Annotated in this window: 13 protein-coding genes; 2 read left to right on the forward strand and 11 right to left on the reverse strand. The window is 62.5% G+C overall.

Translation table 11 applies throughout. The annotated features are described in order from the left end of the window. Positions 1–7: 7 nt before the first annotated feature. The 3 genes from V1289_RS37280 to V1289_RS37290 form a co-directional block, all read right to left on the reverse strand. Positions 8–457 (reverse strand): (2Fe-2S)-binding protein, encoded by a 450-nt coding sequence (locus V1289_RS37280; protein ID WP_334403772.1) that lies wholly within the window; start codon positions 455–457, stop codon positions 8–10. 176 nt (positions 458–633) lie between these two features. Beyond that, positions 634–1,617: a TRAP transporter substrate-binding protein gene (locus V1289_RS37285; protein WP_334403774.1), complete on the reverse strand. Its 984-nt coding sequence runs from the start codon at positions 1,615–1,617 to the stop codon at positions 634–636. A 52-nt stretch (positions 1,618–1,669) separates the two neighbouring features. Continuing rightward, on the reverse strand, positions 1,670–3,067 hold the full coding sequence (locus V1289_RS37290) for an MFS transporter (RefSeq protein WP_334403776.1): 1,398 nt from the start codon (positions 3,065–3,067) through the stop codon (positions 1,670–1,672). A 752-nt stretch (positions 3,068–3,819) separates the two neighbouring features. On the opposite strand from V1289_RS37290, the gene V1289_RS37295 reads away from it, so the two are divergent. Together V1289_RS37295 and V1289_RS37300 are read left to right on the forward strand one after the other, a co-directional pair. Then, the gene (locus V1289_RS37295) at positions 3,820–4,782 is read left to right on the forward strand and encodes an IS110 family transposase (RefSeq protein WP_334395129.1); all 963 of its coding nucleotides are present in this window, start codon (positions 3,820–3,822) and stop codon (positions 4,780–4,782) included. Between the two features lie 659 nt (positions 4,783–5,441). Beyond that, positions 5,442–5,624 (forward strand): hypothetical protein, encoded by a 183-nt coding sequence (locus V1289_RS37300; RefSeq protein ID WP_334403778.1) that lies wholly within the window; start codon positions 5,442–5,444, stop codon positions 5,622–5,624. A 279-nt stretch (positions 5,625–5,903) separates the two neighbouring features. Here the strand turns inward: V1289_RS37300 and V1289_RS37305 are convergent, their stop codons facing one another. The 8 genes from V1289_RS37305 to V1289_RS37340 all read right to left on the reverse strand — a co-directional run bounded on the left by V1289_RS37305 (position 5,904) and on the right by V1289_RS37340 (position 13,716). Then, on the reverse strand, positions 5,904–6,974 hold the full coding sequence (locus tag V1289_RS37305; protein WP_334403779.1) for an amidohydrolase family protein: 1,071 nt from the start codon (positions 6,972–6,974) through the stop codon (positions 5,904–5,906). Between the two features lie 31 nt (positions 6,975–7,005). Next, a complete protein-coding gene (locus tag V1289_RS37310; protein ID WP_334403781.1) occupies positions 7,006–7,902 on the reverse strand; it encodes an NAD(P)-dependent oxidoreductase in 897 nt (298 codons plus the stop codon). Between the two features lie 41 nt (positions 7,903–7,943). Next, complete coding sequence (locus V1289_RS37315) at positions 7,944–8,669, reverse strand: ABC transporter ATP-binding protein (protein ID WP_334403783.1); 726 nt, start codon at positions 8,667–8,669, stop codon at positions 7,944–7,946. Beyond that, positions 8,659–9,414, reverse strand: coding sequence for an ABC transporter ATP-binding protein (locus V1289_RS37320; protein WP_334403784.1), 756 nt, complete (start codon positions 9,412–9,414; stop codon positions 8,659–8,661). The genes V1289_RS37315 and V1289_RS37320 overlap by 11 nt, the downstream gene beginning before the upstream one ends. After that, positions 9,411–10,343: a branched-chain amino acid ABC transporter permease gene (locus tag V1289_RS37325; protein ID WP_334403786.1), complete on the reverse strand. Its 933-nt coding sequence runs from the start codon at positions 10,341–10,343 to the stop codon at positions 9,411–9,413. The genes V1289_RS37320 and V1289_RS37325 overlap by 4 nt, the downstream gene beginning before the upstream one ends. Continuing rightward, complete coding sequence (locus V1289_RS37330; protein ID WP_334403788.1) at positions 10,340–11,206, reverse strand: branched-chain amino acid ABC transporter permease; 867 nt, start codon at positions 11,204–11,206, stop codon at positions 10,340–10,342. The genes V1289_RS37325 and V1289_RS37330 overlap by 4 nt, the downstream gene beginning before the upstream one ends. A 54-nt stretch (positions 11,207–11,260) precedes the next feature. Further along, on the reverse strand, positions 11,261–12,508 hold the full coding sequence (locus V1289_RS37335; RefSeq protein WP_334403790.1) for an ABC transporter substrate-binding protein: 1,248 nt from the start codon (positions 12,506–12,508) through the stop codon (positions 11,261–11,263). A 245-nt stretch (positions 12,509–12,753) separates the two neighbouring features. Further along, positions 12,754–13,716 (reverse strand): NAD(P)-dependent oxidoreductase, encoded by a 963-nt coding sequence (locus V1289_RS37340; RefSeq protein ID WP_334403792.1) that lies wholly within the window; start codon positions 13,714–13,716, stop codon positions 12,754–12,756. Positions 13,717–13,721: the final 5 nt, after the last annotated feature.

The following is a 13,721-nucleotide window of genomic DNA, read 5'->3' on the forward strand; positions in this document are numbered from 1 at the left end:
TGCCCCCTCACGCGTTCGCGACGTCGTGGATGGCCTCGCGAACCTGCTTGAAGGTTCCGCATCGGCAGATATTGGTGATGGCCTCGTCGATGTCCTGGTCGGTCGGCTTCGGCTTCTCCTTCAGAAGGGCTGCCACCGCCATGATCATGCCGCTCTGGCAATAGCCGCATTGCGGAACATCATTGTCGATCCAGGCCTGCTGCACCTTGTGCAGCGCGCCATCGGGGCCAAGGCCTTCGATGGTGGTGATCTGCTTGCCGGCGGCTTCGCTGATCGAAACGCCGCACGAGCGCATCGCGACCCCGTCAATATGCACGGTGCAGGCGCCGCATTGTGCAATGCCGCATCCGTATTTGGTTCCGGTCAATCCGACGTTTTCCCTGATCGCCCAAAGCAGCGGCGTATCATCTTCGACGTCGACGTTGATTGCTTTGCCGTTGATAGTGAGGTTTGCCATCGCGTTCCCCTGTGTTGATTCAATTCTCCAATCGAACCTTGGGGCGATGTTGGACTGGAAGCTGGAACGATTCAAATCAAGAAAACGCGTTTGCAATGCGGAAGAAAGTTGATCGACCGGTGTCGTGCCTGCGCTGCATTCCTGACTTGCAAATACGAGTGCAGTCATGGCGGACGTTACGGCTTGCGCGCCCTGAAGGCGTCGAGAATTGGGACGCAGGCGGGGCCCGACCTGACGCACCAGGCGCGCTGCACCGCTGCGGCGCCCGATTGCAGCGCTTCGGCGATGGAGGGAGCGGGACTTGAATCGATGGTGACGCCGTTCTGGCGCATGCGCTGATAGTTCTCTTGCAGCCGGGTCGACAGCGCGAGCCACAATTCACGCTCGGTCTGGCGGCTGGCCGCGTCGACGGCTTCCCGCAGGTCGCCGCTCAAGCCGTCATAGACCGCCTGATTGACGCTCGCGACCGACAGCGGCAGCGAATAGGTGATCTCGCTGAAGTAAGGCAGATACTCCCAAAGCTTGCGGCCGGCGCCACCGTCGCCGGACGACAGCACCGCGTTGATGCTGCCGTCGACCAGTTTCGGCATCGTGTCGGCGAAACTGATCGACGCGGCCTTGGCGCCAGCGCCGGCGAATACCTCGGTCGAGGTCTTGTCATAGGTGCGGATCGAAAGGCCGGACAGATCGGACGCGGTCTTCAGCGGCGTCTTCGACCAGATGCCGGACGGCGGCCACGGCGTCAGGTAAAGCAGCCGCAGGCCCTTCTTCTGCAGCGCCGCCGCCAGATAGGGCCGCGCGATGTCGGCAAGCCGCTTGGCATCGGCGGTCGATGTCACCAGAAACGGCAGCGAGGGTAGCGCGAAGATAGCGCCTTCGGATTCCAGCGAGCCTGCGAAGGCATCGCCGGCCTGCACCCGGCCGTCCGCAATCGCTGTGAGCATGCCGGCCGATTTGATGCCGGCCGTGGCATCGAAGCTCGGCCTGATCTGGAGTTTTCCGGCGCTCGTTTCGGCGACATGTTTTGCAAATGTCGTCAAGCCGAGTCCCGGCATCGCATTTTCCGGATATTCGGTCGGCATATCCCAAACGGTCTGGGCACGCGGGGTGGCCGGATACAGCAACAGCAGCGCACCGGCCAGCAAACTGAGAAGTCGCAACTCGTCCTCCGATCCACATTACACCGGCTCCATCAACTGGCCGGCATTGCAATCATGTCTTGCGCGGTGCGTCGACCACCAGACGCAAAAAACTCATCACGCTTCCGAGTGCGGCAAAGCCGGCGCCGAGTGCCAATGCAAGCGTCGCGCCATCGTGACCGGCGAGGGCGAAGCACAGCGCCGCGAGCGCCGCACCGGCCGTTTGCCCGGTCAGGCGCGCGGTCGCGACGATGCCGCTGGCGCTGCCGCTGCGATGCGCTGGCGCGCTCGACATCAGGGCTTTCATGTTGGGTGTCTGAAAGAAGCCAAATCCGATTCCGCAGATCACCATGCGCCAGACGATGTTGGCGACGCCGGGCGAAGCCGGGAGCGTTGCCAGCAGCACCATTCCCACACCGAGCAGTGCGAGGCCAATGCCGCCTAAAATGCCGACGGGATAGCGGTCGGACAGCCGGCCGCCGATCGGTGCCATGATGGCGACCACCAACGGCCACGGCGTCATGAAGAAGCCGGTCTCGACCTGCGACCGCAGCAGCACGTCCTCGAAGTAGAACGGCAACGACACGAACGCCAGGCCCTGCACCGCGAACGAGCACACCGCGGTGGCCGCCGACAGCGCGAAGATCGGGCGCCGGAACAGGTCGATCGGCAGCATCGGCGCCGGGTGATCGGCGTGCCGCCGGGTCAGGATCCAGCCCAGCAGCACCGCGGCGGCGAGTTCGCCTGACACCACGCCGGTCGACGCCTTGTGCGCGGCGCTGCCGATGCCGGTAATGAAGAGCCCGAGGCAGCCGGCCGCCAGCGCGGCGCCTGCGAAATCGAAGGCGTGCCCGGCGCGCGGCGTCGACGGCAGCGTCTTCAGGCCGATCAGGAGTGCGATCACGCCGAACGGAAGATTGACCGCGAACAGCCACGGCCAGGGCCCGAACGCCAGGATGCCGGAGGCGATCGTCGGCCCGAGCGTGAACGCGGTCGCGACCACCAGCGCGTTGTGTCCAAAACCGCGGCCGAGCATGCGGGTCGGGTAGACGAAGCGGACCAGCGCCGTGTTCACGCTCATCAGGCCGCTGGCGCCGAGCCCCTGCAGCGTGCGCGCGACCAGCAGGCTCTCCAGCGACCACGCCAGCGCACAGCCGAGCGAGGCCAGCGTGAACAGCAATAGCCCGCCGAGATAGATGCGCTGGTGGCCGACGATTTCGCCAAGCGCGCCGAGCGGCAGCAATGTGGCCACCAGCGCGATCTGATAGACGTTGACCACCCACACCACTTCGGCCGGGCTGACGTGGAGGTTGGCGGCAATCGCGGGCAGGGCGATGTTGGCAATCGCGGTATCCAGCGAGGCCATCGCCAGCGCGGTGAAGATCGCCGCCACCGCCCATCGCCGGAGTTTTGGCGGCAGGCCGTCGATCGGAGTTGTGGCAGGCGGCTTTGCGGTATTATCTGCTGACATTCTGTTGGGGTTCTCTAGGCGGGGCGATAGCGCCCATGGCGGCATGTACTACGGACACTCGGCGCGCCACAGGCGCGTCCCTGCATGATGCGTATGCGAAGGGCGGGGCGTCGTTGCAGGCAAGGGAGGTGCGCTGACCATCGGCGTCGTCCCGGCCTAGTGCGCAATTGCGCACGGGGGCCGGGACCCATAATCCCGGTAGTCTGTTGTTGCAGAAGGTGTCGAACAGCAGCGCTTCACCGAAAGGCCGCGGCGTATCGGTCCCGGCTCAAGGCCGGGACGACGCGGAAATTGTTGTGAGCGCAGAGCACATCCATTGGATCGGATTTTCACACAGTGTCTTTCGACAAACACGGCTTCGCGGTCTCGCCGCGTATTTCACGCGAGTTTTGCTTTGAACTTCCCACCCTCACGACATCAGAGGGTGCAGGGAACGCCGGATGCACGCTGCACCCGCGGTCTCGTGTGCAAACATGCACAAAAGAAACGCACACGAGCATACAGGTTCAGCGGAGGCACTCCGGCATTCCCTGCGCAATGGTTTTACGGCTTATAACGTGCTCTTGTGTCCGCAAAATCTGTCAGAATGTGCAAACGGGCGGTTTTGACCAACCGCCCGTTCGCTGGATCTGAGCCCGTTCGTGCTCGAAGGCCATAGAGCCTGCCGGGGAGCGTGGGACAGGTCCGGTGTCTTCCTCAACCCGAACAGTTGCATGGGCTTGGAGCCCGAACCGAGCAAGGAAGGGAGCTGGATGATGGCACAAAATGATCTCGTTGTCGCGGGAATCGATGTCGCCAAGGACAAGGTGGATGTTTGCATTCGTTCGCTGGCTTTGAGGCGCACGTTTGCAGCCACAGCCGAAGGTCGCCGCGAACTGGCATCGTGGCTCCGCCGGCGGAAGGTCAGCAAGGCGGTGATGGAGGCGAGCGGCGGCTACGAGCGCGAGTGGGCCAAGGCGCTGCGTGATGCCAGGATCGAGGTTCGGATCGTCGATCCGAAGCGCGTTCGCAGCTTCGCTCAATCGGCCGGACGGCTCGCCAAGAATGACACGATCGATGCCGAGATGATTGCCTGGTTCGCCGAGACCTTCGACGAAGCTCCGGGCCAAGCCTATGACGCGAAGCGCGAAGAGCTTCATCAGATGGTGAATGCGCGCCAGGCACTGAAGGAGATGCAGACCAAGCTGGAAAGCCAGGGCGAGCATGCGCTGCCGGCCGCGGTGCAGCGGATTCACGCCCGGATCCTGAAGACGATCGGTGTCGAGCTGGTCAAGATCGAGGCCGCGATCTCGGCCAAGATCCAGGCGACGCCGCATTTTACCGAACTCGCCGAGATCATCGAAAGCGTTCCGGGCCTCGCCCGCACCACCTCTGCTGCGCTCATCGCCGCCATGCCGGAACTGGGGCAAGCCAACAACAGGATCGTTGCGGCCTTGTTGGGTGTCGCCCCTTACGATGACGACAGTGGCCGACGTCGAGGCGAGCGGCACATCAAGGGCGGGCGCCGTCGGATCCGCAACGTGTTCTATATGGCCTGCCTTGGGGCGGCGACACAGCACAATCCGGTCCTCAAGGCCTTTTACGATCGCCTGGTTGCCAAGGGAAAAGAAAAGAAGGTGGCGCTGACCGCCTGCATGCGCAAGCTGATCAGCATTCTCAACATCATGATCGAGCGGCGCCAAAAGTGGGATGCCAATCGGTACGCATTGAGCTGATCGAGCGCCTCCTCTGCGCTCGGTCTGCGACCGAGCGCCTGCCAAGCCAAAGGACCGGTGAGCGGACGGGCTCAAGGCCGAAGCCGCCGGAGGCGGTGGCGCTTGCCAGCCTTGAACCCGGCCGATCACTGGTCCAATTCATCACAGTTGCTCCCCGGTGAACGGGCTTTCTTGCCACCGTCACTTCGCGGACACTTCCGCGAAGCTTGACGCCAGCGTCGCGGCGTCAGGACCACACGACTTCGCCGTCCGCGTCAGTGCCGTTCGTCAATGGCACATCCGCGTCCACCGCATCCCACCGCACGTTCGTGACGATCGCGAGCCGCCCCTCTTGTCGGGTGAGACGGGCGGAGAAACGCCACTGATTTGCCCGACGGCGAAAGCGGAATATTTTCTTGCGACGGGCTTGACAGGTTTTAGGTGATTTGCCCGTCGGGCTGGATTTTGCATCACCCTCAGCCGTCATTCCGGGGCGTGCGAAGCACGAGCCCGGAATCCATATTCACGATCGTGGTTATGGATTCCGGGTCCGCGCCAAGCGGCGCGTCCCGGAACGACGGAGTCTGGATTTATCGCCTTCGCCCCTTTTCCTGGCTTGCCTCGGCCGAAGATCGGCGCGATGCTCGCTGCTCAGGCCAAGCTTTTTTGCGAGGTCGGCCATGAGAGCATTTCTGATTGCGGCACTCTACTTCGGATCATTTCTCGTCATTGGCCTGATCGCCAAGCTGGCGGTCGACCGCCTCGGTCGCGATACGAACCTGACCGACATTCAGTCCCAGGCAGGTCCAAACCGCAGAAAGCACAAAGCCTTCCTGTTGGGTGCGTGGCGGAACGAAGATTAATCTCGGCAAACGGTGGCCTGGTTTGATTCTGCGAGTGGGCTGATTCCGCCAGTACCGTTGCGACGAGCGTTCCCAACGTGACCGGCGGCCTTCGGCGCGGTGCACATCGTCATTGCGAGCCAACGGGTCGCGCGCACGCGCGCCCGATGACAGGCTCCGCGAAGCAATCCATTGGGCGGCAAAGGAAGTGTGGATTGCTTCGTCGCTTTGCTCCTCGCAATGACGGGGAGGGACGTCGGAAACTCAGTCCCTATTCCGGGGCGTGCGAAGCACTAGCTATCAATCCAAACCAAGCACGCGCATCGCGTTTCCCCCGGCGAGCTGCGCGATGGTGCCTTCATCGATGCCTTGAATGCCCGCGATATGGCCGATCGGATTGTATTCGGCCATGTCGAAGGGGTAATCGGTGCCCATCAGGATGCGGTCGGGTCCGAACAGGTCGAGCATATAAGCCAGCTGGTGATAGCTGAACACGACGGTGTCGAGATAAACCTGCCGCAGGTAGGTGGTCGGCGGCAGCGGCAGGTTGGCGTGGCAATCCTGGCGGGCGCCCCAGGCGTGATCGATCCGGCCGGAATAGCCGGGAAGATAGCCGCCGCCGTGTACGGCCATCAGCTTCAGTTCCGGAAAACGCGCCAGCGTGCCCGAGAAGATCAGGTTGTGGAGCGCCAGCGTCGTATCGAGCGGATTGCCGAGCACGTTGCTGAGATAGAAATGGGTCAGCCGCTCGCCATGGGTGAAGCCGTTCGGGTGCATCATGATGAATGCCCCGAGCTGTTCGGCCTTCGCGAAGAACGGCCGGAATTTCGGATCCGATAATTCCTGGCCGTCGACATTGGTCAGGATCTCGACGCCCTTTAGCTTCAGTTCACCCATGACATAGTCGAGCTCGCGCACGGCGAGTTCCGGCTCCTGCAGCGTGACTACGCCGAGGCCGACGAAGCGGTCCGGCTTGCGCGCGCAATATTCGACGACGCCTTCATTGGCGATGCGGTGGGCTTTCTCGGCAATTTTCGGATCGATCGAATAGTAGCACTGGCCTGGCGCAGGGGCCACGACCTGGATATCGATACCCATCCGGTCCAGGTCGAACAACCTGCGATCGATCGTGGTCATGACCTCGCCGACGTCCTTTTCCTGCTGCGCGTTGATTTCTTTTGTGGCGGCATCGGCGAAATGCGCGAGCGGAATGCGGCTGAGATCGATATGCGGCTGGGCGAGCTTGGCGGCCTGGGGAACCACGATGTGCGCGTGGATATCGATGGTGACGGACGACGGTCGCCGGGCGAGGCCGTCGGCGTCGTGGATCCGTGCCGCGGTACGGCCATAGCGATTTTTCTTCTCGATCATGGGATGCATTTCCTTTTTCTTCTGTTGTTCGCTAGTTCGATTTGGAGGCGTTTCGCTGCAGCCACCGGACCGAAACCGTCGTGGCATCGGCTTCGCCGAGGCCGGCCGCTTCGGCCTCCTCGAAGCAGGCCAGCGCACTCGACGCGACCGGAAGCGCTGCATGGATCGAGGCGGCGAATTGCACGGCCGTCGCCAGGTCCTTTTTCGCGGCGCTGATGCCAAACGCGGTCTCGCCGCGCGGCTGCCCGCTCAATCCCTTGGCGATGACGGCGCCACGCCCCTTCATCGCGGTCGGCGTGCCGGCCGTGTCGGACAGGATATCGATCAGCCGATCGGGAGCCAGCTTGAGCGGTTCGCAGATGGTGAGTGCCTCGCCCAGTGCCTGCCAGTACACCAATAGCGGCAGGTTGATCGCTAGCTTCATGGTGGCGCCGGCGCCGAGTTCGCCGACATGTTCGATGCGCCGGCACAATTGCTCGAGGATCGGCATCGCGCGGCCGACGTCGCCGCGCGCCCCGCCGACCAGGCCGAACAGTTTTCCCTCTTTGGCGGGGACGGTGCTTCCGCCGACGGGACATTCCACGAAGCCGCCACCTTGCTGCGTGACGGCGGTTCCGATCGACTGCATGGTGTCCGGCCGCAGCGTGCTCATATCAATGATAAGCCTGCCGGCGAGTTTACCCGTCAGAATACCCTTTGGTCCGCGATAGACCGCTTCGGTGGCGGCGTCATTCAGCAACATCACGATGATGGCTTCGCAACCCTCCACCAGCTCGGCGGGCGACGCGAACAATTTTGCGCCGGTATCGGTCAGCGATCTGGTTTTCGCCGGATCCCGGTTCCAGACCGCTACCTCGTGCCCGACCGCCATCAATCGCTGTGCAATCGATGATCCCATTCGTCCCGTTCCGCACACGCCGACTTTCATGATCCAGTCTCCTTTTTAATTTTTAAAGGACATTTTTTGCCTCACGGTGCACGAAAGACACCAAGGTTTTGCGCAACGATCGCATCATTGTCCGTCAGCTCCCGGGGCGAGCCATCGAATACACAGCGTCCGGTGTTGAGGATCACCGCCTGGTCGGCGACATCGAGCGCGAGCTTGAGATTTTGCTCGACCAGGACGATGGATTGCCCTTCTTCCTTGAGCCGCCGGATCGTGCGCCCGACCTCGGCCACGATCAGCGGCGCGAGGCCCTCCGAGGGTTCATCCAGCAGCAGAACGCGGGGATTGCCCATCAGCGCCCGGGCGATCGCCAGCATCTGCAGTTCGCCGCCGGACAGCGTGCCGGCGATTTGCGCGTGGCGCTCGCCCAGCCGCGGAAACATGTCGTAAATCCGGTCGACGTCCCATGGCGTCGCAACCTTGCTGCGGCGTTGCCGCGCCACGACGAGATTTTCCCACACCGTCAAGGAAGGGAAGATGCGCCGGCCCTGCGGCACGAGACCGATGCCCATATGCGAGATGCGTTCGGGGCTCAGGCCTTCGATGGTTTCCCCGAACAGCCTGATCTCGCCCCCTCTGGGCTTGAGAAACCCGATGATGGTCGAAATGCAGGTTGTCTTTCCCGAGCCATTGCGGCCCAGCAATGCCAGCACCTTGCCGGGTTGCAGGGCAAAACTGACCCCATGCAGGATGTGGCCGTCGCCATAGAAAGCCTGCACATCCGTCAGGCGAAGCGCATCAGACGCCAAGATACACCTCACGCGTTTTGGGGTCCGCGACCACGGCGTCACGCTCGCCATCAACGATGACCCGGCCGTAATTCAACAGCGTCACGGTCTCCGCAAGGTCGAGCGCGGTATCCATGTCGTGTTCGATCATGACGACCGCAGTTTCGCGCGGGATCGCCGCGATCAGGGCTTTCACGGTAGCTCGCTCGGCATTGGACAATCCTGCCAGCGGCTCGTCCAGCAGCAGCACGCGGGGCTTTTGCGCAAGCGCCATCGCCAGTTCGACGCGGCGTTTTTCGCCGTAAGCAAGGTCGGAAACCAGGCTGTCTGCCAGATGCAGCAGCCCGACCGCATCCAGAATGCGTCGGGCTTCGGTCGAAAGATCGCCGTAATACGATACTGGACGCCACATCTGCCAGCGCGACGGCCGCAGGCCGAGCAGGCCGAGCGTGACATTGTGCTCCAGCGTGTCGCGATCGAACAGCGTGATGATCTGGTAGGTGCGCGCCAATCCGAGATGCGCGCGCCGGTAGGGTGTCAGTTGCGTAACGTCGACACCGAACAGTCTTATCTGTCCCGCAGTCGACTGCAGGTCACCGGTGATCTGGTTGAACAGGGTTGTCTTGCCGGCGCCGTTCGGGCCGATGATCAGGCGGCGTTCACCCGGCCGGATCGTGAGCGAGACGTCATGCGTGGCAACCAGTCCGCCGAATGATTTTCTGAGATGGCTGATCTCGAGCGCATAGGTCAGTTCCGCGGAGTTCATCGCGAGCCCCTGCGCAGGTTCAGCAGCTTGCTCAAGCCGGGGACGATCCCCGTCGGCATCACCAGAACGATGAATAGAAATACGAGTCCGAGCAGCATATTCCAGCGCTCGACATAGGCCGACGCGTAATTCTTCAAGAGCAGTACGAGCGCTGCGCCGACCGCCGGGCCGCTCAGCGTCCCCGAGCCCCCGGCGATCACGCCGAGCAGCGCCTCGGCCGAACTCGTGGTGGATAGCGATGTCGGATGGATGTACTTGTTGTAATAGACATAGAGCAATCCGGATACGCCGCCCCAGAAGCCGGCATAGATGAAGGTGATCCAGCGGATCATCCAGGGATTGAAGCCGAGCGCGGCCATCCGTCGCGGCTGGTCGCGAACGCCCTTCAACGACGATCCGAAGGCGGAAGACACGAACGTCGTCATCATCAGGAAGGAAACGGACGCCACCGCCAGCGCGAACCAGTAAAACGATGCGGCACTGTCGAGCGACAGGCCGAACGGCATTGGCCGGGTCAGGCCGGCAATCCCGTTGTCGCCGTTCGTGACGTTGGACATGCGATAGGCAAGTCCCCACAGCACCTGCGACAGCGCGAGCGTGATCATGAGGAAGCCGAGGCCCGACGCGCGGAGCGCGATGACGCCGAAAACGGCGGCCATCGCGGTCGTGCCGGCGATCGAGACGATCGCAGCGGGTCCGTGCGCGAAGCCATAACGGCTGGTGAGCAGGGCGGAGATATAGGCGGCTACCCCGAGAAAGGAGGCGTGTCCGAGCGACGTCATCCCGCCAAACCCGACCAGCAAATTGAGGCTGAGCGCGAAAATGGCCGCGATCAGGATCTGACTGGCGAGGTTGACGTAGAAGTCGCCCGCGACGGACGGCAGCAGGACAAGCATGGCTGCGAACAGGACGGCTGCGATCCACTTCATGCGCCCAGACGCCCCAGCAGGCCCTGGGGCCGGAGTGCGAGCACAAGGATCATCGGCAGGAACAGGATGATATAGGCCAATTCCGGAAACAGCGCGGTCCCGAACGTGTAGATGAAGCCGACAATGAAGCTGCCGATGAACGCGCCGAGCAGGCTTCCGATTCCGCCGAGGATGACGACAATCAGCGCCAGGGGCAGCATGTCGGCATCGAGCCCGGGATAGGCCGACAGGATCGGGCCGCCCAGCACGCCACCGGCGCCGGCGATACCCGCGCCGAGACAAAATACGATCGTGAACAGGTTCGAGACGGGAATCCCGACCGCGCGTGCCATCTGCGCGTCATCGACGCCGGCGCGGATCATGGCGCCAAGCCGCGTGCGCTCCAGCAGGAGATACAGCGTGATCGCAGCAGTGATGGCGCACCCGACCAGCACCAGGCGATAGGTCGGAAACACGAAGCCAAAAAGCCGCGTCGGCGCCTGCAGATTCCGCGGCGTCGGTACCGGTATCGAATCGCCGCCCCATAGCGCCAGGCAGGCGTCGGAAATGATGAAGGACATGCCGAGCGTCACCAGCACCTGGCCCAGCGGATTGGCCTTCAGTCTGGTCAGCACCAGCCGCTCGAACAGCCCGCCGATCGCGGCAACGGCAACGCCGGCCCAAACCGCCACGGCCCAGATGCTGAGGTCGCTGTAGGCCCGCATCGCGGTAGCGCCGAAATAGGTGCCGAGCATGAAGAACGCGCCATGCGTCAGGTTGGCGAGCCGCATCAGACCGAAGATGAGCGAGAACCCCGACGACAGCAGGAACAGCAGACCACCCAGCGAGAGGCTGTTGAGACCCTGGATGATCCAAAATTGCATCGTCTGCCGATCTCGTTCGGAAACCTGCGGCTGGTCGCTGCTATGGCGGAATGGCTAAGGCTCGAGATTTTTTGCCGGCGGGTAGTCGCGCGAATAGACCGGGTTCTTCAGGAACGCGGTCTTGTCATAGGTCCAGAATTGGGTGACGTCGGGATAGGTCTTGATCACGGAATTGACCAGCCGGCCGTCGCTGCGCGTCACCTTGCGCATATAGACGTTGCCGATCGCGTTGCCGAGATCGTCAAACTTGACGAGACCCCGCACCGTGTCGGCGTTGCTGCCGCGGATCGCCGTCATCAGCGCCTTCTTGTCCTCGACGTTGCCCTTGATGGTCGTTAGTGCGGCTTCCAGAACCTGACCCGAGACGTAGGTGCTGCCGGCGTAATAGCCGGGATCGTATTTGAACTGCTTGCGGAACGCCGGCGCAAACACCTTGTTGGCCGCATTGTCCAGTTCCGCCGAATACCAGCTGGTGGTCAGGATCCCCAGCGCCTCGTCGCCCATGTTGCGCAGCACGGATTCGTCGAGCGCGGTCATTCCTCCGATCACGGCCATTTTGTCTTTCATGCCGTATTCGATGAACTGGCGCAGGAAACGAAAGCCGTTGGAGCCGGCGGTGCCGAGGAAAATCGCGTCCGCGCCTTTCACTTGCGCGACGTAGCTGCCGTAATCGGGCGTCGCCAGCGGCGTGAAGATCTTCTGGATGATCTTGCCGCCATTGTCCTCGAACGCGCGCTGGAAGCCGGCGCACATTTCATGGCCGTAGGCGAAGTCATCGGCAATGGTGACGATCTTTTTGTATTTCAGTTCCTTGGCGGAGTATTCGGCCAGCGGGTAGGCGCATTGCGCCGAGGTCGAGGTCAGGCGAACGAACCACGGGCTTGGATGCCGTTGCGTCATGTCTTCGGCGGCGGCGACCCCCAGCGTCGGGACTTCCTTTTCCGTCAAATAGTCGGCGATCGCGAGCGCCTCAAAGGCCGCAAGCGGTCCAATGACGCAGTGGATATTGTTTTTTTCGATCAGTTCCTGCGCCTTGGTTCGCGCGGTCGCGGGAACGCCGGCGGTGTCTGCGACAATCAATTCGACCTTGCGGCCCGCAAGTGTGTTGTCGCGCTCCTTCAGGAACATGGTCAGTGCGAGTTCCATGTCGATCCCGCCGGACGCGAGCGGGCCGGTCTTGGCCGCCAGCAGGCCGATGCGGATCGGTCCGCTGTTTTGTGCAAATGTCAGTCGAGGTGCAACCACACTCGCAATGCCGGCGCCGGCCGCGGTGCTGACGAATTGTCGTCGTGATATCGGCACTTGTCGTCCTCCGGTGATGTTTCCCTGACGCTTTGTTCTTGTTTCTTGAATTATTGCTTCTTGCACAGGCACATCCGCCTTCTGACGGATTGGGCCGCATGGGATCGTCGCCGGAAAAATGTGGCGTCGCCTGATTTATCATCCGGAAATAATTAATGATCAAGCGATAACTACTTGGCGCAACGATTGGGCATTGCTGATCGCGGACGTTGCCGTGCTTTGATGCAGCGCAAAATCAGCAACGGTCAGGTGCCGCTCGCCTTCAACACTTCGAACACGGCGGCCGTATCCTGATCACCCAATCCCATCGCCATCGCCTGGGCGTAGACCGGCTGCGTCGTCGTGAACAGCGGCGTTTCACAACCGAGGTCGCTGGCGAATTCGGCGATGATGGCCATGTCCTTCTTCCAGGTCGAGATCCGCATCGTTGCGGGCTCATAACTGCGTTTTGCCATCATCGGCGCCCGCATCTGAAACATCCGCGAACCGCCCGCGCCGGGCGCGACCATCTCGATCACCTGATCGAGATCGAGCCCGGCCCGTTCCGCCAGCAGCATCGCTTCCGCCGAGGCGACGTTGTGAATGGCGACAAGATGGTTGGCTACGAATTTCATCCGGCTGCCATTGCCGTAAGCGCCGAGATCGGCACTCTGCTTGGCAAAGTCGGCAAACAGGTCACGGCACTTCGCGATCGCGGCGCTGTCGCCGCTCGCATAGACGACAAGGTCTCGAACCGCGGCCTGAGCGCCGGTTCCGCTGAGCGGGCAATCGAGCGCAATATGACCGGCGGGTTCGAGGATGGCCTTGAAATGCAGCTTGTCCGCGATGGTGAGCGTACTGAGTTCGACGACGATGCGCGCGGGTTGGCCACAACCGGCAATTTCTGCGGCAACGGCATTGGCGGCATCGGCGTTGGGCAGGCTCGTCATGATGATCGCCGCGCGGGCCGCGACCGAGCCTGCACCATCGGCGATCGTCACGCCGGAACGCTCAAGCTCGCGCCTGCGCAACGGCTCGGTGTCGAATCCGACGACTGCCCAGCCTCGCTCGATGAGATTGCGGGAGATGGCACCGCCCATGATGCCCAGTCCAATGATGCCCACTGTTCGATCTGTCACGTGACCTCCGACCTGCTGTTTCTCTGGGATGTGGCACCGTGTCGCAACGGGAGTTGGTCCAGCGATAAGGAGGATGCCTCCTTGAGTCAATTTTG

The sequence above is a fragment of the Bradyrhizobium sp. AZCC 2289 genome (assembly GCF_036924615.1).
Taxonomy (GTDB): Bacteria; Pseudomonadota; Alphaproteobacteria; order Rhizobiales; family Xanthobacteraceae; genus Bradyrhizobium.